Here is an 18995-nt window from a genome sequence, read left to right as displayed (position 1 = left end):
AATTTATACTTTGAAGATATTAAGCGGCTTTCTTTTTACGTTTATAAAAGCGTTTTTTGCCTTTTGCTTGCTGTTGTTTAGGTAAGTTAGTCATGACTTGATGCTGAGCCTGTTGCACTAACTGCTGCAAACTCGCTTGTAAAGGCAACATAAAATCCTGATATTGAGTTTGTCGCTCACTTATGGCATTTAATGTCGACTCCCAATGCGCCGTCATGTCTGGCGTCGTTGCAGTGTCTGGTAAGGCATTTACCAAAGCTTTACCCAACTCGGTAGCCAAAATACTCTTGCCCTGTTTTTGTAAAAACTGGCGTTTAAACAACAAATCGATAATACCAGCCCGAGTTGCTTCTGTTCCTAAACCATCGGTTTCCTTTAATATTTTGCGAATATCTGGGTTTTTAACAAACTTGGCAATACCTGTCATGGCACTCAATAAAGTGGCATCGGTATACGGCTTTGGCGGTTGGGTCTGTTTGCTAAGCAAATTGCCTTGTAAGCAATGCAATACTTGCCCTTCCACTAAAGGCGGCAAGGTTTGTTGCTCTAGCCCTTGACTATCCTCCATATGGTTATCTGAATAACCTTGCTTATTACTGCTTGTATTACGGCTAACTTGCGCCGTATGCTCTACTTGATGTTTTTTAGCCTGTTGTTTTTTGCCAAAAAGTGTTTTCCAACCTAACTGTTGCGGGGTGTTGGCCGTGACTGCAAATTTACCACCGGCGATTTCAAGTTCGACTTGCGTTTGCAAATACAAATACGCTGGATAAAACTGTGCCAAATACTGGCGTACAATCAAAAAATAGACATTTTGCTCATAAGCACTAAGGGTAATATTGGCCGCCGATTTTTCTGTCGGCACTATAGCGTGATGCGCACCAACTTTACTGTCGTTCCAAGCTTTACTGACTAAGCTGGAATCGGCTTGTTTTGCCCAATCTGCATATTTTTCTGACGATTGACTCAATTGGCCAATAATATTGGGGGCTTGATTTAAATGTTCCTTAGGTAAATAGCGACAGTCCGAGCGCGGGTATGTCACTAACTTATGCTTTTCATATAAGCTCTGACAAGTATCCAGTACCGATTTGGCATTCATATTGAATTGTTTGGATGCATCAATTTGCAACGCCGATAAATTGTACGGTAGCGGTGCATTTTGTTTTTTCTGTTGCTGCTTTAACTGTGTCACCGTGGCCGCTTGATTTTGAATACGACGAATGACATTTTCGGCTAAGGCTTTGACAATAACGCGCTGCTGGTCATCCATATAAGGTCGGCAGGCTTCACTTGGACGCCACTTAACTTTAAAACATTCGCCTGCTGGGGTTTGAATATCAGCCAAAACCTCATAATAATCATGGGGAACAAATGAGGCTATATCTTGATCGCGTTGCACCACCAAGCCCAATATCGGTGTTTGTACTCGACCAACTGACAACACACCATTAAATCCGGACTTTTGCCCTTGTAACGTATAGGCGCGCGTTAAATTTATACCGTATAGCCAATCGGCTCGCGAGCGTGCCAGTGCCGATACAGACAGCGCTGCAAAGTCGCGGTTATCTTTTAATTGCTGTAATGCTCGTTTAACGGCCGACGCATTCAAATCGCTAATCAGTAAACGTTTTGTATTACGCTTTTTCACCTCAGGAACATTAAGATAGTCAATCACCTCATCAACTAACAACTGCCCTTCACGGTCTGGATCACCCGCATGAACCAATATTGTGGCTTGCTTAACTAATTTGCGGATCACTCCGAGTTGTTTTTTCGTTTTAGCTTTGGGGTTAAGCTGCCACTGCTGTGGCACAATCGGTAGGTGCTCAAAGCGCCATTGCTTAAATTCAGAGTTGTATGCTTCTGGTTCAGCTTGTTCCAGAATATGACCGATACACCAAGTGACCACATCACCGTTAGCGGCCTGAATATAGCCGTCATTTTTTGTATGTGGTTTGGGCAGTACAGCGGCAATAGCGCGACCTAAACTCGGTTTTTCAGCAATATACAGTTTCACGAGACAACAAATTTATGACTTTGTTGTCAGTCTAGCACAATAAAACTGTTTATATATACAGTTTATTTTTCAGTTTGCTGTTTCAGTTCCGCTAAGCGCTGTTTAGACTTATCAACAATTTCTTGTTGTTGTGCTGGCTGTAAAAATATCCAATCGGTTCTTTCGCTTTTCGTGCGTCCACAACCTCCGCAGATGCCATCTTCATTGAGTTTACAATAGCCAATACAAGGATTAGGAATACGATTGAATGTGTTCAAGAGTTTACCAACGACAAATAAATAGGCTGTTATTGTAACCAATTATTTAAATAAATATGCAAAATAGGTCGATAAATTAAGCAAAATGCGTTTTAAACTATGTTAAATTAATAGGTAACTTTTTAAGCGGGTTAGTTGCTTAATCCTTGATTGAAATCTAATATTTTCAATTAGATATATTAAAAACAACTTCTGGAAACGTTATACATGGTACTGGATAAACAAGAAGCGTTAGATCGATTAGGTGGTAATATCGACTTATTAAAAATGCTTGTCACCAAGTTTGTTGGTGACTACCAAGCCATACCACAAGATATTAATCAGTTTTTAGCTGCCGGAAATACAGAAGAAGCCCTGCGCTATGTCCATTCTATTAAAGGTGCCGCGGCCAATCTGGGAATGCACGATTTAATGCAATCCGCTAAAGTATGTGAAGATAATATACGCGCGAATAACAGTTTAACTGACAGCGAAATATCTGAATTAGATAACGCTTATCAAGCCGTTGTCAGCGCAAGCCAACAACTCTAATAATAAATAATTTACATGAGCGTTACAGCCAAGCAAACCATACTCATTGTCGATGACGAACCGTTAAATATTAAAGTATTAGGCCAAGCCTTATCCGGTAGTTATCGAGTCAAGACAGCTATTAATGGCACACGAGCATTAGAAATAGCTCAGGGCGAAGAAACGCCAGACCTACTGCTACTTGACATTCAAATGCCAGATATAGACGGCTACGAAGTCTTGCTAGCGCTCAAGCAATCTGATCGCACCAAAAGCATTCCGGTTATTTTTATTACAGGCCGAGACGGCGCTGAAGATGAAGCTCGTGGCTTAGAACTCGGTGCAATGGACTACATCACCAAACCATTTAACATTCCAGTTGTGATGGCGCGAGTACGTAACCAACTGGCGTTGAAACAAAAAGCCGACTTATTAGAAAAACTGGTTTCTATTGATGGCTTAACCGAAATTCCTAATCGACGCGCATTTGATGAAGCCTTTATTCGCGAATGGCGTCGCTGTACACGCGCTCAAGCACCACTTTCAATGATCATGATAGACATTGACTGCTTTAAACCATACAACGACAACTATGGTCACAGTAAAGGTGATGAAGTATTAAAAAAAGTAGCTGAGCGTTTAAGTAACGAGCTCAAGCGCGGTGGTGACTTTGTTGCTCGATATGGTGGTGAAGAGTTTGTTGTTATATTGCCTGAAACTGAAATTCATTCTGCTGTTTATGTGGCCGAATCACTGCGTAATACAATAGTTGAAGCGCAAATTCCTCATAAATACAATTTAGCCGCTGACTTTGTCACTATCAGTTTAGGCTTAGCGTATTGTATCCCGCGTGAAGATTTAGAGCCCATCACCCTACAAAATAAAGCCGATAAGATGTTATATCGCGCTAAAAATGAAGGTCGTAATCAAGTCGTGGCTGTTCCAGCCGATGACAATTGGTTTGACTAAGCAAGTTTAAAAAACGTAATCCATGTCGCAAATAGATAGTAAACAAGACGCATTAGTTAAAGCGTTTAAATCTGTATTAAAAGAAGAATCTTTTAGCTCTCAGGGTGAAATAGTCAACGCACTAAAAGACCTAGGGTTCGACAATATTAGCCAATCTAAAGTGTCACGTATGCTGAGCAAGTTTGGTGCAGTACGGACACGTAACGCCAAACAAGAGATGGTGTATTGTTTACCACCAGAGTTGGGGATCCCCACCGCACAAAGCCCACTGAAACATTTAGTACTCGATATTGTGCACAACAAAGTGATGATCATTATTCACACTTCCCCTGGCGCTGCGCAATTAATTGCCCGAATGTTAGATTCATTGAGCCCACACGATGGCGTACTGGGTACGATAGCTGGTGACGACACTATATTTATTGCGCCAACGGATATAGATAAAATTGATGACACCTTGAATATGATTGAGGAGTTATTTGAAAACGCCTAGGCCGAATAATCAACTCAGTTTATTTTAGATGGCGGCCGCCATCTAAATGTAAGTTTCGTCCCGTCATAAAACGACTGGATCGTATAAAATCAATAGCCTTAATCACTTCCTCAAAACCCGCTTGCGTTTGAATTAACCCTTTACTCAGCGCTTTTTGTTGATAAGCATCATCATCGTCAGGATTGAATTTAAGCAAGGCAGGAGAAATAGAGTTCACTTTGATTTTGGGCGCCAATAACGTCGCAAACGATAATGTCATATTATTCATCGCCGCCTTACTTGCAGCGTAAGCAATGTGCTTTTTACTGCCTTTCTCAGCCACATAATCACTTATATGTATAATATCACTACACTCACTAGCATTAGCCTGCAGCAAGTTTGCTAAAGCCAAGTTCAATTGATAAGGCACAGATACATGCACCGCCATCATACGTTGCATAATTTCAGAGTGCGGCAAATCCGCATTATCAGGTAACCAATCAGATGCATTATGCACTATGCCAGCCAGTGACGAATAGTGCTGTAGAATAGTCTCGATCAATTCGTCAACCGAGGCTTGTTGATAAAAATCACATTGATAAAGCACCGCACCTGCGTCTCTTAACTCATCTAGTTGCGCATAATCTGTACGGTATGTGCCAATCACGTTAACCTTATTTGCCAAAAGGTGTTTAGCTAAAACAAAACCTAACCGTTTTCCCACACCTGTAATTAATACATTATTGGTCATCGTAAAAATTCGGCTCGCGTTTGCGGGTTAGTTTTAAAAATACCACCCAGTGCAGTAGTTGATGTGGTTGAATTCACATCCATCACCCCACGTGACTTAACACAGTAATGCGTGGCATCAATCGAAACCGCTACATTTTCAGTTTCAGTGAGAGTTTGGATAGCAACTAATACTTGCTGAGTTAATCGCTCCTGCACTTGCGGTCGCTGAGAGAAAAAGCGCACAATCCGATTGATTTTCGATAAACCAATTATCTTATTTTCAGGGATATAAGCGACTTTAGCTAAACCATCAATCGTCACAAAATGATGCTCACAGGTTGAGGTTAAATTAATGTCAGAGACTTTAACCATTTCATCAACCGCCATTTTATTTTCAATTAGGCTTATCGATGGGAAGTTTTGGTAATCTAAGCCTGAAAATATCTCGTGAACATACATTTTGGCAATACGGTGCGGTGTTTCTTGCAAGCTATCATCCGTTAAGTCTAAACCTAAGGTTGCTACTACCTCAGTTAATAATCCTTTTAACTTTTGATATTTTTCTTCACTGGACAATGACGTAGCAACTAAAGGCGTTTCAAGGCCTTTTTCGATAAGCTTATCGCGAACACGTTTTGCTTCGGCAGTGATCATACTAGGCTCCTTCTAAGGGCTGATAAAGGCACTCTGGGTTACATAGTTTTCGCCCTGTTTTAGGCCATATATATAACTACGCATTTAAACGGTTATTGGATCACATCCTATGTAAATCCTTGAATTAAATCAAATAGCAATGCAATAGCCAGAATGAAGCAGCTTGCTCTTGTTAAAGTTAGAAATGTTTCAGCATGAAAGCCCGCCTATTAAAATTTTTACCGCCTTAAGTTAGAGAAGAACCCAATTAGAAATATGCGCTTTCTTCAGCAAATGACTCACCACTTTGTTGAATGAGTTATCTCTCTTTCCACAACGCTTTACAGTATCCATCACCGTACTATAATCAGTACTATACAATTAAATTTAGGTTAACGACCATGTTTTCACTGACAGCCAATGAACTTAAAAAAGGCGGAGTAACGGCTTTAGATAAAGCTATGCAGAGCGACTCTGATAAACAAGTGGTAATTGATGTGAGAGGGAAGGCTAAATATATCGTCTTAGAAATTGACGAATACAATGCTTACCGCGAATATGAATTAGACAAAGCTATTGCTGAAGCAAAGGCCGATTATCTCACTGGTAATTATGATGAAGTCAATGACTTTGAAGCTTTAGCTAAAGAGCTTAAACAGGATTAGGGAGCGATTGTGCCAAAAATAATTCGCCCACTAAGTTACCAAAAGCGAGAGAAAAAGTTTTTTAAAAAGCATCCTGAATTAATTAATCAATATACAAAATCACTTCAACTATTAAGTTTAAACCACAATCATCCATCACTCAGACTACATGAAATAAAAAGCAAAAATTGTCATTCAATCTCTATTAATATGAAGTATCGAGTTCTACTCACTCTTCAATTTTTAGAAGACGGCAAGATTCTTTTAATTGATGTTGGTGATCATGATCTCTATCGATAAAGGCAGCACAAAACTACAGATGAAGTAAAATCGATTTTTGATCTTTTTTGCTCAATTTACTCACCACCAAGCTAAATGAATTATCTATCATACGCTCAATTTCACCAACGGGTATGCTGCCGTTAAGAATTACCGTATTCCAATGTTTTTTATTCATATGATAACCAGGGATAACCGCCTCAAATAAATCACGCAACGCAAAGGCTTCATTGGGATCACATTTTAAATTCATCCACCAATCTTGCTTACCTTCATCATCACCCTTGCCCATTTTACCAATCGCCAAAGTAGCAAACATTTTGCCTTTGACTTTGAAAACCTTAACCTCGTCACCAAACGGATAATCGATTGAAGATTCGGGTTTACTGAGTAGATAAACTTCAGCTTGTTGCGCATTCATCTGCGTTAGCAACCTTATTAAATTTGATGTGATTGAAGTCAGTTATTGTGGCGTAAAAACAACAAACGCGCCATAAGGCGCGCTGTGATTGCGTAACAAGAAACGTTAAAAGAGGCACTAATCCGTCGTTTATAAATCCGCGGCTCCTGCCATATAACGGGCGCGTTTTTTTGCTTTTAACATTTGCGTGTCCACTAGCACTAAGCCATCAACGCAATCATTAAAATCTGGATCGACATTAAAATCTAAAAACTGCACACCGCCAGGTTCGCACACTTCACTATATTGCTTGTAAAGCGTCGGTACATTACAGCCCATATTGGCAAGTAAGTCTTTTAACGCCATAAAATCGGCTTTGTAATCTTGCCCTGTTATTTGCGCTTGAATATTTTCCGCAAAGTCTTTAGGTAAATCATACGGAATTTTAGAGCGGGCTAATTCAACACTGTCATCACTAAAGTGTAAATTATAAAAATAAACCAATAAGTCCTTAGCGGCTTTGGGCAAAGCATCACTAATACTCACTGGACCAAACATATAGCGAATTTGCGGGTTCTTAACCAAATAAGCGCCAATTCCATACCAAAGGTAATCTAAACTACGTTTACCCCAATAACGCGGTTGAACAAAACTGCGCCCTAACTCCAACCCTTGGTCAAAATACTTTTGCATACCGTGTTGGTAATTAAATAAGGTTTCGGTGTAAAGCTTATTACCATTAGCTAATATGCGGGCAGTATCACCTAATCGGTATGCACCAACAATCTCTAAATCGTTAGCGTCCCACAGTATTAAGTGTTCATAATAAGAATCATAACGGTCAACGTCGCGACGCAAACCAGAGCCTTCACCAACTGCGCGAAATGCAACTTCTCGTAAGCGGCCAATCTCGCGCATAATGGGCGAGCTGCCTTGATATTGATATAAATATATTTGCTTATTGTCGGCTGTCGCACCTATGTGCTCACATTCTTCGATGGCCGTTTTTAACTCTTGACGGGGTTCAGGATGAGCAATAGCACTTTGCGTGACAAATAATGGTTTTTTCTTTTTGGCGATCCGATATAAATGGCGACGAAAAATCCTTACTTTCTCTTTATTACTAACAGGCAATGAACGATAGCTTTCGTAAGGGATCAACTCACCAATGCGCATCGGTAAGGTTTTTGATTGTTGCTTAAACATTTCCTTTACCAGCAGCATAGTTGACAGCGGCTTACAAATTGCCGACAAGCCATAAAATAACGGAGAGTTTTTACCATTAACATAAATAGGTAAAATCGGTGCCTGCGCCGCTGTTGCCATACGCAAAAATCCGCCACGCCAGTCGCCATCTTTAACCCCGCTCGGGCCTAAACGCGAAACTTCGCCCGCCGGAAATATAATGACAACCCCTTCGTTGGATAAATAATCCTGAATACGTTGAATATTTTCTTTCGGGGTGCCGCCATTCATATTATTAACGGGTAATAACAAACTATGCAGCGGTTCGATTGCCATTAATACTTGGTTAGCGACGACCTTGAAGTCTTTGCGCACCTCACTCACGAGTTTAATTAACGCTAAACCGTCAAGCGTACCAATAGGATGATTAGCAATAATGACACAGCGACCAGTTGCCGGAATACGTTCAAGCTCTTTATCGCGAATAGTATAAGTAAATTCAAACTTCTCAAGCACCTGCTCTACGAAGTCTAACCCCGTTAAGTGCGGGTATTGCTCACCAAACTCGACAAAGTCTTTTTCATGCAATAAGCCACGCAACACACGCTTAGCAATCGAACCAAACATAGGTCGTTGCTCGAGCTGAGGGTAAGTTTGTTTAATGACTTGATCGACACTGAACATAGATTTTCCAACCAATAATATAACAATAAGATTACCGAATGGAATGTATGGATTTTTTGTTACGATACGTGGTTATTTTTATGGCAGTTTTGTGTCATCCATTGCTCAATAAAATCCCTCACGGCTTGGCCAATACAAGCCGTGAAGCGCTACAAGAGATAAAACGATAGGGCTTTAGAAACTGAAGACCAAGACTATATTATGCCGCTCGCTGGCTAGGAATAAGCACGGGCTTGTTTGCATACTGACTTAAGCTTCGTACCTGTTCAGTCCAATACAGTAACTCCAACGAACCATCATGATTTTCAACCAGTACAGTGCAGTTTTCTAACCAGTCGCCATCATTACAGTATAACGTGCCATCAATCTCTTCTAAGTCAGGCTGATGAATATGACCACAAACAATGCCGTCAACGCCTTTGTCTTTTGCGTATTTAACTGCGGCGTGTTTAAACCGCTCTATCGCCTCGTTAGCCCCTTTGACATGACTTTTTATGTAACCGGCTAGCGACCAGTAACCAAATCCAAATTTACTGCGAATGCGATAACACCAGCGGTTTAAATACAGTAAAAAGTCATACATCACATCGCCAACAAATTCGTGAAACTTACCTAAACAAACTTCTCCGTCAAAATCATCTCCGTGCGAGATAACTAAGCGTTTTCCTTCGGCTGTTTCATGAATATATTCTCGGTGAATTTCAACATCAGAAAAGGTCATGCCGACATATTTACGCACTTTCTCATCATGATTACCCGGCACATAAATCACCTTAGTGCCGCTACGAGCAATATCAATTAACTTGTACGCTAACTGATTATGCGAATCTGGCCAATGGAAGCGTTTTTCAAGCGCCCAAAAATCGACAATATCGCCAGCCAAATAAATTACATCTGCCTCAACTTTGTCTAAGAAATCCAGTAGAAACTCTGCTTTACAATCTTTACATCCCAAATGGATATCGGACAGCCATACGGCATTAAAACGTTTTGTTACTCTTGCCATTGTCAGACTCACTCTGTGTTTTGACAACTAGCTTGATCAGAGATAATGACGATTAATTGACCAAAAGATTAAAATTGGATTACTTGCAGCTAGTAGCGGCTATCTTCATCGAAATGTCATATAAATTATGAAGGCTGAGATTGAAAACATAATGACTAGGCAGTATAAAGTTGAAAAGCTTGCTCAACATGAATGGCATGGCGCTTGGCTAGAGCATGTCGGTCGTCGTCATAGCCGCCACCAATAACAGTAGCCGTAGGTATAGAATGCTGTTTGCATAACTGCAATACGAGCTGATCGCGTTTTTGTATGCCCTGCCAGCTAATATTTAATAAGCCAAGCGGATCTCGCTGATATATATCAACCCCAGCATCATACAAAACTAAATCTGGTTTAAACTCTTGTAGTAAAGTGTGCAAAGTATCATTTACGGCTTGCAGGTAGTCATCATCCGCAGCCCCTTTGGCAATTTCGACATCTAAATCACTGTTAGCTTTACGGGCGGGAAAGTTTTTATCGCAGTGGATCGAACAGGTAAAAATGGCTGGTTCATCTTGCAAAATAGTCGCTGTACCGTCGCCTTGATGAACATCGCAATCAAAAATAAGCACCCGCTTTACTTTGCCCAACGCTAACATCGCTTTTGCTGTCACCGCCAAGTCATTCAAAATACAAAAGCCAGAAGCAAAATCGTAATGAGCATGATGCGTGCCGCCGGCTAAATGGCAAGCGATACCATGCTTTAACGCCAACTGCGCAGTTAAAAAAGTACCGTTGGGCGAAATTAATGTACGTTTAACTAACCCTTCGCTCCATGGCAATCCCATTCGGCGCACTTCTTTATCAGATTGCTGGTTAAAACAAAAGCGCTGCAAATAATCAGGACAATGGCCTAATGCCAACAACTCCATTTTAGCTTTGCCGGGTCGAAACGTATTGGCGCGCGTTGCTAAGCCTTTTTCTTGCAGGTAAGCATGCAACAAAGCAAACTTTTCCATTGGAAAACGATGTTTGTGCGGAAATGGATAGGAATAGACAGGATTGGTAACAAGTGGGATCAAAATATAAAAAACGCTTAGTGAAGAACTAAGCGCATTTTATCGTGACAAGTTTGCTGTGCCAACTTGCTATACCAACGTTTAGCATCACGATGCAAGCTTACTAATCATTCTCCCCTCTGAGCTTGTCATTAAATTGCAAACGATACGTCATCGATTATTCGCTTAAATGCAAATTCACAGTCACACCTCAACCCTATTTTACTTATCTAATATATGTTGGATTGCTTTAGTGGAATTACACAAAAGTAAGCTTAAGCTGAGTACAAAATTTGAAATATTTAGTCACTGGGGCCGCCGGTTTTATAGGATTTCATTGCGCCCAGCAATTGTTAAAGCAAGGACATCAAGTTGTCGGCATTGACAACTTAAACAATTATTATCCAGTTACGCTCAAAGAGTCTCGCTTGGCACAACTCAAATCGTTTGATTCCTTTGTCTTTATCAAATTAGATATAGCAGACCGAGACGCAATGGCCGACTTATTTGCCGAACAGCGGTTTGACATTGTCATTCATTTAGCTGCGCAAGCCGGCGTAAGATATTCAATTGACAACCCTTACGCCTATGCTGACGCCAATTTACTTGGCCACTTAGCCATATTAGAAGGTTGTCGCCATACACAAGTTAAACATTTAGTGTATGCATCTTCCAGCTCTGTTTATGGTTTAAATGATAGCCTGCCATTTTCCACCGCAGACAGAGTCGATAAGCCAGTTTCGTTTTACGCGGCAACTAAACGCTCAAACGAACTCATGGCTCATACTTATGCTCACCTATTTGCGATACCCATATCCGGACTTAGATTTTTTACTGTCTATGGCCCTTGGGGACGTCCCGATATGGCGTTATTCAAATTCACCAAAGCCATTTTAAATGGCCAGCCTATCGATATATATAATGAAGGGAATTTAGCGCGAGATTTCACCTATATAGACGATATAGTTGAAGGTGTATTGCGAGTTGCAAGCCATATTCCAAACAAAGAAACGGGACACGAACTTTATCGTTTATACAATATTGGCAACGGTTCGCCAGTTAAACTGCTGGATTTTGTTAATGCAATTGAACAAGCATTAGATAAACAAGCCATTAAAAATTTGATGCCGATGCAAGCTGGCGATGTCTATCGCACATGGGCCGACACCAGCCAACTTGCACAAGAATTAAACTATAAACCCAGTATGGATCTGCAAACGGGTGTCGCTAAGTTTGTTGATTGGTACCGAGATTATTATCAGGCATGATTAAAGACAGCGCCGACAGACAAACAACAGCGGCCCAAATCACAATACGCACCTTGCTGGCAGCGTTATTATTGCTGGTTACACTTGCGGTTATCGAATGGCAAGTCGGCTGGCAAAACCTGTGGTTAAATTGGCAAACAGTCGACGTTAGATTACTCATTTGGCTCAGCCTGCTCAGTTTATTTAGTTATTTAATGCGAGCGGTGCGCATTCAAGTGGGCTTTTCATTACCTTTTAATCATTCGCCTGTGTTGTTTCATATTAGTACCGCGCATAATTTTGCCAATATTTTATTACCCATGCGCGCTGGCGAATTAGCATTTCCTATATTGATGAAACGTCACTTGCGTATCAATCTTTTCAACAGTAGCACCATGTTACTGTTATTTCGCTTATTAGACTTATTGGCCTTACTCAGTATTGGGGCTGTCATTTTACTCGCTAGCTTACAGCAATGGCTGTGGTTAAGCTTATGTATAGCTTGCCTTGTGTTATTGCTATTAGCTGCCAATCGAATTAAACAAACCATTGTTTCCTTACTAACCGAATGTAAGCCAACTATTTTACATAAACTCGCAAATTCACTATCTGACTTACCCACGCAAGGTAAGCCGTTTTATAAAGTCGTGCTGACAACCTATGTTATATGGCTTGCTAAAATTGTGGCATTTCTTGGTTTGGTTCTACATGTATCCGACTTATCACCTTTAACCGCGACCTTAAGCATAGTATTAGCCGATTTATCGTCAGTCTTGCCTATTCATGGCTTAGCGGGTACAGGAACATACGAAGGGGCATTTGTTTTAGGCAGCGCTTGGCTAGAAGCTAAAACCAGCGAGCTGTTAGCTGCGGCAGTCATGTTGCACATGTACCTATTAGTTATTGCAATGCTAGCAGCAGGCTTTGGCTGGTTGTGGGTAAAGCTTTATCATTACTACACACGGTGTTTAACCAGCCCTTCGACAACGTAAACAATAGAAGCTCGCTCTCTCCAACAATCACAATATATCGCTGTTGTTGTTAGTTTAACCATACTGTCATTGGATTTACCCGAATTAGTAACTCGGCTGTAATTGCAATTAAATGCTTGGCTCGCACACTGAGCATAAATCAAATTTCTGATGTCATTTTATGAGCCAGCTCTCCATTGTAGTCCCCCTTTATAAAGAAGAAGAAACCGTCACTCACCTAGTTAAAGCGGTACACAGTGCTTTAGAAAGTTACCCATCGCCATGGGAACTTATTTGTGTAGATGATGGTAGCCCAGACAACACCTTAGACGAGCTCAACAAAGCCAAGCAACAATGGGGTGAGCACGTTCGTATTATCGAATTACAACGTAATTTTGGACAAACCGCCGCCATGCAAGCCGGAATTGATGCGGCTCGCGGTGAGATTATTGTCACTATGGATGGTGATTTACAAAACGATCCTGCCGATATCCCTCGCTTGGTAACTGAATTGCAAGAGCGCGACTTAGATATGTTGCAAGGCTGGCGGCAAAATCGCAAAGACAATTTATTATGGCGCAAAATACCGTCGCGTATTGCAAATCGTTTAATCGCTAACATTACTGGCGTTAAATTGCATGATTATGGTTGTAGCCTTAAGGCTTATCGCGCCAGTGTCATTAAGCAAATTCGTTTATTTGGTGAAATGCATCGCTTTATTCCAGTGTGGGTTGCCTCAGTTACCAAACCCAATCGAATTGGCGAAACCATAGTCAAGCATAACGCCCGTCAGTTTGGCGAATCTAAATACGGTATTTCTCGCACTTTTAGAGTGGTACTGGATTTACTCGCGGTTTTCTTCTTTCTTAAATTTCGTGCTCGCCCCGGCCACTTTTTCGGTTACTTAGGTTTAACCATGGGAGCTATTGGTGGTTTGATAATGAGCTGGATGGCCACGGTTAAATTTATTCTGGGTGAAGACATAGGTAACCGGCCGTTGTTCTTTGTGGGTATCTTTTTACTGGTTGCTTCACTGCAATTTTTAACAACAGGGGTTTTAGCAGAAATGTTATCTCGGGTCTTTTTTCACGCCACCAATGCCAAGGGTTACAGTTTGCGTACGCCAAACTTGGTAAACAACCAAGAGCAGTGGTATGTGGCAACACCCCCAAACCCAGAAAATAATGAAGACAAAAACAATATAGCCCAAGCGGTATAAGTATGCTTGATTATCGGCGCTGGCCCTATTTCACCCTCGATAACGCCTTGTACCTAGGTGTTATCTTTATCGCGTTTTTTCTTAATATTTGGGGCGTGCCTTTATTTGACTTAGATGAAGGTGCATTTTCTGAAGCTACTCGCGAAATGTTGGTTTCAGGTAATTTCGCAGCAACCTACCTTGATGGACTGCCGCGATTTGATAAACCTATATTAAGTTACTGGTTTCAAGCCCTTAGCGTTTCCATTTTTGGCATAAATGAATTTGCTTTTCGCCTGCCATCGGCCATTGCGGCAACAGTTTGGGTTATTGTAATTTATCGCTTTACTAACCAACAATGGGGTAAAGAGTCGGCACGCTTTGCCTTATTAATAACTGCAACCACTTTATGGGTCTGTGTTATTGGTCGAGCAGCAATTGCCGACGCTTGGTTAAACCTATTTATCTGTTTGGCTTTCTTTGATATTTGGCGCTATTCACAACATAAACGCTTTAGCTGTCTACTGCGGGTTTACATTTGGTTGGCGCTTGGCTTGTTAACTAAAGGGCCGGTTGCAGCGGGGATCCCCTTTATCGCAACGGCTATATTTTTTATCAGCCAAGGACAATGGCGTTTCTGGTTAAGTGCGGTGACTAATCCCATAGGCTGGTTAGTTTTAATGATTGTGGTCTCCCCTTGGCTGGTTTTAGTTTATCAAGATCAAGGCATTGAATTCTTTAAAGGCTTTTTACTGGATCATAACGTTCAACGCTTCAGTCAAGAACGTGAAGGCCATGGTGGTAGCTGGCTTTATTATGTTTTGGTATTGCCTCTTATCCTATTACCGTATTCAGGCTTATTAATAAAAGGCATCAGTCAAGTTAAAGCTTGGTGGCAACAGCCCATAAATCGCTTTTTACTCATTTGGTTTGCGGTGGTGTTTGTATTAGTTAGTTTGTCTCAAACTAAGCTACCGCACTATGTCATGTATGGCGTTACTCCCTTGCTAATATTATTCGCCAACTATCGTACTCAGTTAACTCAAGGTAAGTGGGTGCTGCTATTTCCTGCTGGCTTTTTTGCGTTAATGCTCGCTTTACCTTCATTAGTGGCTTTAGCCGCTGAGCAATCGAAACGCGCTTACGAGCAGCAATTATTTGCCCAAGGCGCCGAACTATTTGATTGGCAATATTATGTCATTACAGGGATTTTCGCGGCTTTGGCTCTAGCGATGTACTTTATAACAAAATGGAAAACAGCAGAAAAGCTAGTGGCGATAGGCGTAGTACAAACCGCGTTTGTTTTTCTCGTTTTAATTGAAAATATCGCTTATTTACAACAAACCCCAGTAAAACAAGCAGCTGAAATAGCGAAACAATATCCTCAAGACTCTGTCGTGTCGTACCAAATAAAAATGCCCAGCTTTAGTGTTTACCGACAAGCCATTACTGCTCGGCGCACACCACAAAGTGGCGATTTAGTTTTCACCCGCGTTGACCGACTCAGCAAGTTGCAACAACTCTACAGTGAAAACGCACTAACGATAGTTTATCAACAGGGCGGAATAATTTTAGTGGAGATCAAAGATGCTTAATCCAGTCACTGCCGTTCGCAACAGTTACTTAGTCAAGGGGTTACGCTTAGAGTTAGCTCATGGTAAACGCCAATTAATTAATGCCAATGACGAACACTTATTTAGTCAGTTAAGCTTTGTGGCTTTTGGTTTATTGGCGTTAGCTGCCGTTTTGTATTCTGTTCAGGGCTATCATGTTGGCTTTTATACGATAAATGATCTGGGGCATTATTTACCCAGTGATTTATGGCAAATGACAACCTACTTAGGCGACACCGCCACTTGTTTATGCTTAATGGTATTTTTCGCGCGTCGCTTTCCAGCCGCCTTGTGGATTATTTTTATTGCTGCTGTGTATGGTCTTGTGGTCACCCATGGTATGAAAGCAGGATTTGGACAATTGCGCCCTCCGGCAGTGCTAGAGCCTGAAACCTATCATTTAATTGGTAACGCATTTACCAAAGGCAGTTTTCCTTCAGGCCATAGTTTTAGCATTTTCGTTTTTGTGACTACTTGCTATTACTTTTCAAAACAGACAAGCACGCGAGTGTGCTTAGTCGCCTTCGGTTTAATTGTCGCTTGTAGCCGCGTGATGGTGGCCGCCCATTGGCCCGTTGATACCTTAGTAGGTAGCGCATTAGGTATATTGGTGACGTTAGCCGCTGTTTACACAGCAAAGCGCTGGTTAGTGGGCATGGTGTTACCAGTCCATTTTATCGTTCTTAGCTTAATGTTGATCGCAACGATTAAATTATTTGGCCACGACGGTGGCTATCCTGCGGTAACTCCGTTTGCGTGGTTATTAGCCACCTCTGCTCTCGCTTTCTTTATTTCGGAATATTTTGTAACGCCTTATGCTTCAGCAAAATTCAATTCAGCCAGACAAATCGGTTAACTTAACTGGTTTTTGGCGCTCGACAGAGCAATTAAAGCTATTTTGGTGGGCCATTGCCAGCCTGTTTCTGATCCGCCTAACTTATATTCCTGTATCTGATTTGGCTTTGTTTTATGACGAAGCTTACTATCATCTTTGGGCACAAACCCCAGACTGGGGATATTACTCTAAACCGCCAATGGTCGCTTGGCTGATCCATTTAACAACGAGTATTGTGGGTTTTGAGGGTGAATGGACAGCCAAATTAGGCGCGCCCATCTGCTATTGCTTAACTGCCATAGTAATCAAAAAAATTGGCCAACAGCTATTTAATCAGCAAACCGGTATTGTTGCCGCACTATTGTTCTTTACCATGCCCTTAGTGTCCGTCAATAGCTTATTTATCACGACAGACGCACCTTTACTGCTGTTTTGGAGTATCACCTTGTGGCTATTTATTTTAGCTAAATCCCAAGGTCAACTGCCATTATGGGCACTCGCTGGCATCGCTGGTGGTTTAGGCTTGTTGTCTAAGTACACCATGGGCTTTTTAGCGTTAGGGTTACTTTTATATGTATTGGGTAATCGTCAAACACGATTAACATTAACTAAACCTGGCATGTGGCTAGCGACAGTTATTGCCGCCTTGGTATTTACCCCTAATCTGTGGTGGAACTACCAACATGATTTTATTAGCTTTCAGCATACTTCCGAGATCGCCAAACTAAACCAAACCCTGTTGCATCCAGATAAATTTGCTGAGTTTTTTCTTGGGCAATTTTTTGTATTTGGCCCTCTCTCAATGTGGCTTTTTATTAGTTACTGGCGGCGTTCTTGGCAGGCTCGAAAGCTGGGTACTGATCCATCAAAACACTCAGCAGCTATTCACTCAGATCCTAATCACTTAGCCAATATTAATGATGGCGTTTGGTTATTAATTGCCGTGGCAATACCCGTATTGATTTTTTTCTGTGTTCAAGCATTTCTAGCCCGTGCCCATGTCAACTGGGCCGCACCTACCTATGTGACGGCAAGTTTACTCATTGCTTACTACCTAACACAATTTAATCGACGTAAGCTCTTAATGGTGGCGGTATCAATCAACCTAGGATTAATGTTGCTATTTTATGGCTATCAACCGCTGCAAAACATCTTAGGTATCGAAGCAAAACGCAATAATAATCCATTTCACCGAGTAACGGGTTGGCGAGAAACCACCTTGTTATTGCAGGAATATATACAACACACACCACAAATTAACCAAAAAGCCGAGGTAATTTGGCTAAGCGATTCGCGTAAACTTTTATCGTATATTCATTACTACTTATCAGATTTTGCGGCAGGAAAAACAGCGCAAGTTTTGAGCTTTAATAGAGATGGCCGAGTTGATCATCATTACGATTTAAAATTTGATTTAGCCCAAAATGATAACCTCAACCAAGCTGAACAAAACTACCTATTCGTGAGCGAGCAGCCTTTCACTGCTCAATCATGCTTTAGCAATGTTCAACAACTTAGCACTATCACGTATGCCGTTTATCCAAGCTTAAACCGACAAATTTATTTATATCAAGTAACAGGCTTTAAAGGCTATGAATTCTGTAATCAAAAAAACTAACGATCTAGTACGCCGCTGGGATGTCATTTTATGTGTATTAATGGCTAGCCTGTTTTACTTAATTCCGGAAATCGATCTATGGGTTGCGCAACAATTTCATGATGGCCAGCGCTTTTATCTGCAAGACAACCTCATAGTACGCATCATTTATTGGACATTCGCCAAAATTCACTTACTGGTATTGCTGGCTATTATTGTCGGTTTTGTAATCTACCATAAGCACAATTCACACAGTGCTCATGTTCGTAAACGCTTACGTTATGTTTTGCTAGTTTTATTATTAGCACCGGGGATTTTTGTCAATTTAGCATTAAAAGACAATTCCATTGGCCGCGCACGTCCAGTGCACTTAGAACAATTTGGTGGTGATGCCCAATTTACCCCTGCTTTTGTCTATTCAGGCTATTGTAACAAAAACTGCTCGTTTACTAGTGGCCATGCTGCGGTGGTTTTTTTCTTCATGGTGTTTGGCTGGTTATTCCGTTGCCATAAAACATTTATTGCCGGTTTGACCATAGGTGTTATCGTCAGTGCGGTGCGTATTATGCAAGGCGGTCACTTTTTAAGTGACGTAATGATGAGCTTTTGGATTGTCTATTTTACAGGGTTAACTTGCGCTTATTTATATAAGTTTAACTTTAAAGCGAAACCAACCCCAGAGGCAAAACCCGCCTTAGCTTAATGC

The 18995-nt window shown here is 41.2% G+C and carries 19 protein-coding genes; 11 read left to right on the top strand and 8 right to left on the bottom strand.

Going from position 1 to position 18995, the window contains the following annotated elements; all coding sequences use genetic code 11:
• Positions 1-19: 19 nt before the first annotated feature.
• A complete protein-coding gene (locus C2869_RS10620; protein WP_108602913.1) occupies positions 20-2020 on the bottom strand; it encodes a DNA topoisomerase III in 2001 nt (666 codons plus the stop codon).
• A 62-nt stretch (positions 2021-2082) separates the two neighbouring features.
• Positions 2083-2277, bottom strand: a complete 195-nt coding sequence (locus C2869_RS10615; RefSeq protein WP_108605031.1) for a DUF1289 domain-containing protein — start codon at positions 2275-2277, stop codon at positions 2083-2085.
• 207 nt (positions 2278-2484) lie between these two features.
• On the opposite strand from C2869_RS10615, the gene C2869_RS10610 reads away from it, so the two are divergent.
• Genes C2869_RS10610 through argR form a run of 3 tightly spaced genes read left to right on the top strand, consistent with a single transcriptional unit; the run spans position 2485 to position 4249 of the window.
• Positions 2485-2808 (top strand): Hpt domain-containing protein, encoded by a 324-nt coding sequence (locus C2869_RS10610; RefSeq protein ID WP_108602912.1) that lies wholly within the window; start codon positions 2485-2487, stop codon positions 2806-2808.
• A gap of 15 nt (positions 2809-2823) precedes the next feature.
• Complete coding sequence (locus tag C2869_RS10605; protein WP_108602911.1) at positions 2824-3756, top strand: diguanylate cyclase; 933 nt, start codon at positions 2824-2826, stop codon at positions 3754-3756.
• A 22-nt stretch (positions 3757-3778) separates the two neighbouring features.
• Positions 3779-4249 carry a transcriptional regulator ArgR gene (argR, locus tag C2869_RS10600; protein ID WP_108602910.1) on the top strand — a complete coding sequence of 157 codons (471 nt, stop codon included), beginning with the start codon at positions 3779-3781 and terminating at the stop codon, positions 4247-4249.
• A 19-nt stretch (positions 4250-4268) separates the two neighbouring features.
• Here the strand turns inward: argR and folM are convergent, their stop codons facing one another.
• Positions 4269-4979 (bottom strand): dihydromonapterin reductase, encoded by a 711-nt coding sequence (folM, locus tag C2869_RS10595; RefSeq protein ID WP_108602909.1) that lies wholly within the window; start codon positions 4977-4979, stop codon positions 4269-4271.
• Entirely contained in the window at positions 4976-5614 is a 639-nt protein-coding gene (gene folE / locus C2869_RS10590) for a GTP cyclohydrolase I FolE (RefSeq protein WP_108602908.1), read from the bottom strand. The genes folM and folE overlap by 4 nt, the downstream gene beginning before the upstream one ends.
• Positions 5615-5994: 380 nt before the next feature.
• Between folE and C2869_RS10585 the strand changes: the two genes are divergently transcribed.
• Complete coding sequence (locus tag C2869_RS10585; protein WP_108602907.1) at positions 5995-6258, top strand: prevent-host-death protein; 264 nt, start codon at positions 5995-5997, stop codon at positions 6256-6258.
• Positions 6259-6550: 292 nt separating this feature from the next.
• On the opposite strand, the gene C2869_RS10575 is transcribed toward C2869_RS10585, so the two are convergent.
• The 4 genes from C2869_RS10575 to C2869_RS10560 all read right to left on the bottom strand — a co-directional run bounded on the left by C2869_RS10575 (position 6551) and on the right by C2869_RS10560 (position 10789).
• Positions 6551-6937: an MmcQ/YjbR family DNA-binding protein gene (locus tag C2869_RS10575; RefSeq protein ID WP_108602905.1), complete on the bottom strand. Its 387-nt coding sequence runs from the start codon at positions 6935-6937 to the stop codon at positions 6551-6553.
• Between the two features lie 129 nt (positions 6938-7066).
• Entirely contained in the window at positions 7067-8785 is a 1719-nt protein-coding gene (locus tag C2869_RS10570; RefSeq protein ID WP_108602904.1) for a GNAT family N-acyltransferase, read from the bottom strand.
• Positions 8786-8984: 199 nt separating this feature from the next.
• Complete coding sequence (locus C2869_RS10565; protein WP_108602903.1) at positions 8985-9791, bottom strand: UDP-2,3-diacylglucosamine diphosphatase; 807 nt, start codon at positions 9789-9791, stop codon at positions 8985-8987.
• A gap of 155 nt (positions 9792-9946) precedes the next feature.
• Complete coding sequence (locus C2869_RS10560) at positions 9947-10789, bottom strand: histone deacetylase family protein (protein WP_108602902.1); 843 nt, start codon at positions 10787-10789, stop codon at positions 9947-9949.
• Between the two features lie 332 nt (positions 10790-11121).
• Between C2869_RS10560 and C2869_RS10555 the strand changes: the two genes are divergently transcribed.
• The 7 genes from C2869_RS10555 (at position 11122) to C2869_RS10525 (ending at position 18992) form a co-directional block, all read left to right on the top strand.
• A complete protein-coding gene (locus tag C2869_RS10555; RefSeq protein WP_108602901.1) occupies positions 11122-12096 on the top strand; it encodes an NAD-dependent epimerase in 975 nt (324 codons plus the stop codon).
• A complete protein-coding gene (locus tag C2869_RS10550; RefSeq protein ID WP_108602900.1) occupies positions 12093-13067 on the top strand; it encodes a lysylphosphatidylglycerol synthase domain-containing protein in 975 nt (324 codons plus the stop codon). Before C2869_RS10555 ends, C2869_RS10550 begins: the two co-directional genes overlap by 4 nt.
• A gap of 160 nt (positions 13068-13227) precedes the next feature.
• Positions 13228-14265, top strand: coding sequence for a glycosyltransferase family 2 protein (locus tag C2869_RS10545; protein WP_108602899.1), 1038 nt, complete (start codon positions 13228-13230; stop codon positions 14263-14265).
• Between the two features lie 2 nt (positions 14266-14267).
• On the top strand, positions 14268-15839 hold the full coding sequence (locus tag C2869_RS10540) for an ArnT family glycosyltransferase (RefSeq protein WP_108602898.1): 1572 nt from the start codon (positions 14268-14270) through the stop codon (positions 15837-15839).
• On the top strand, positions 15832-16713 hold the full coding sequence (locus C2869_RS10535; protein ID WP_108602897.1) for a phosphatase PAP2 family protein: 882 nt from the start codon (positions 15832-15834) through the stop codon (positions 16711-16713). Before C2869_RS10540 ends, C2869_RS10535 begins: the two co-directional genes overlap by 8 nt.
• Positions 16673-18310, top strand: coding sequence for an ArnT family glycosyltransferase (locus C2869_RS10530; RefSeq protein WP_108602896.1), 1638 nt, complete (start codon positions 16673-16675; stop codon positions 18308-18310). Before C2869_RS10535 ends, C2869_RS10530 begins: the two co-directional genes overlap by 41 nt.
• A complete protein-coding gene (locus C2869_RS10525; protein WP_108602895.1) occupies positions 18285-18992 on the top strand; it encodes a phosphatase PAP2 family protein in 708 nt (235 codons plus the stop codon). Before C2869_RS10530 ends, C2869_RS10525 begins: the two co-directional genes overlap by 26 nt.
• Positions 18993-18995 lie beyond the last annotated feature (3 nt).

This window comes from Saccharobesus litoralis (assembly GCF_003063625.1).
Lineage (GTDB): Bacteria > Pseudomonadota > Gammaproteobacteria > Enterobacterales > Alteromonadaceae > Saccharobesus > Saccharobesus litoralis.
This window is presented reverse-complemented; position numbering and strand designations above follow the sequence as displayed.

Coding starts and splice junctions, on each gene's coding strand:
- C2869_RS10550 (WP_108602900.1), top strand. CDS start 12,093: ATGATTAAAGACAGCGCCGACAGACAAACAACAGCGGCCCAAATCACA.
- folE (WP_108602908.1), bottom strand. CDS start 5,614: ATGATCACTGCCGAAGCAAAACGTGTTCGCGATAAGCTTATCGAAAAA.
- C2869_RS10610 (WP_108602912.1), top strand. CDS start 2,485: ATGGTACTGGATAAACAAGAAGCGTTAGATCGATTAGGTGGTAATATC.
- C2869_RS10585 (WP_108602907.1), top strand. CDS start 5,995: ATGTTTTCACTGACAGCCAATGAACTTAAAAAAGGCGGAGTAACGGCT.
- C2869_RS10565 (WP_108602903.1), bottom strand. CDS start 9,791: ATGGCAAGAGTAACAAAACGTTTTAATGCCGTATGGCTGTCCGATATC.
- C2869_RS10605 (WP_108602911.1), top strand. CDS start 2,824: ATGAGCGTTACAGCCAAGCAAACCATACTCATTGTCGATGACGAACCG.
- C2869_RS10560 (WP_108602902.1), bottom strand. CDS start 10,789: ATGGAAAAGTTTGCTTTGTTGCATGCTTACCTGCAAGAAAAAGGCTTA.
- C2869_RS10540 (WP_108602898.1), top strand. CDS start 14,268: ATGCTTGATTATCGGCGCTGGCCCTATTTCACCCTCGATAACGCCTTG.
- folM (WP_108602909.1), bottom strand. CDS start 4,979: ATGACCAATAATGTATTAATTACAGGTGTGGGAAAACGGTTAGGTTTT.
- C2869_RS10570 (WP_108602904.1), bottom strand. CDS start 8,785: ATGTTCAGTGTCGATCAAGTCATTAAACAAACTTACCCTCAGCTCGAG.
- C2869_RS10525 (WP_108602895.1), top strand. CDS start 18,285: ATGAATTCTGTAATCAAAAAAACTAACGATCTAGTACGCCGCTGGGAT.
- C2869_RS10575 (WP_108602905.1), bottom strand. CDS start 6,937: ATGAATGCGCAACAAGCTGAAGTTTATCTACTCAGTAAACCCGAATCT.
- argR (WP_108602910.1), top strand. CDS start 3,779: ATGTCGCAAATAGATAGTAAACAAGACGCATTAGTTAAAGCGTTTAAA.
- C2869_RS10535 (WP_108602897.1), top strand. CDS start 15,832: ATGCTTAATCCAGTCACTGCCGTTCGCAACAGTTACTTAGTCAAGGGG.
- C2869_RS10530 (WP_108602896.1), top strand. CDS start 16,673: ATGCTTCAGCAAAATTCAATTCAGCCAGACAAATCGGTTAACTTAACT.
- C2869_RS10545 (WP_108602899.1), top strand. CDS start 13,228: ATGAGCCAGCTCTCCATTGTAGTCCCCCTTTATAAAGAAGAAGAAACC.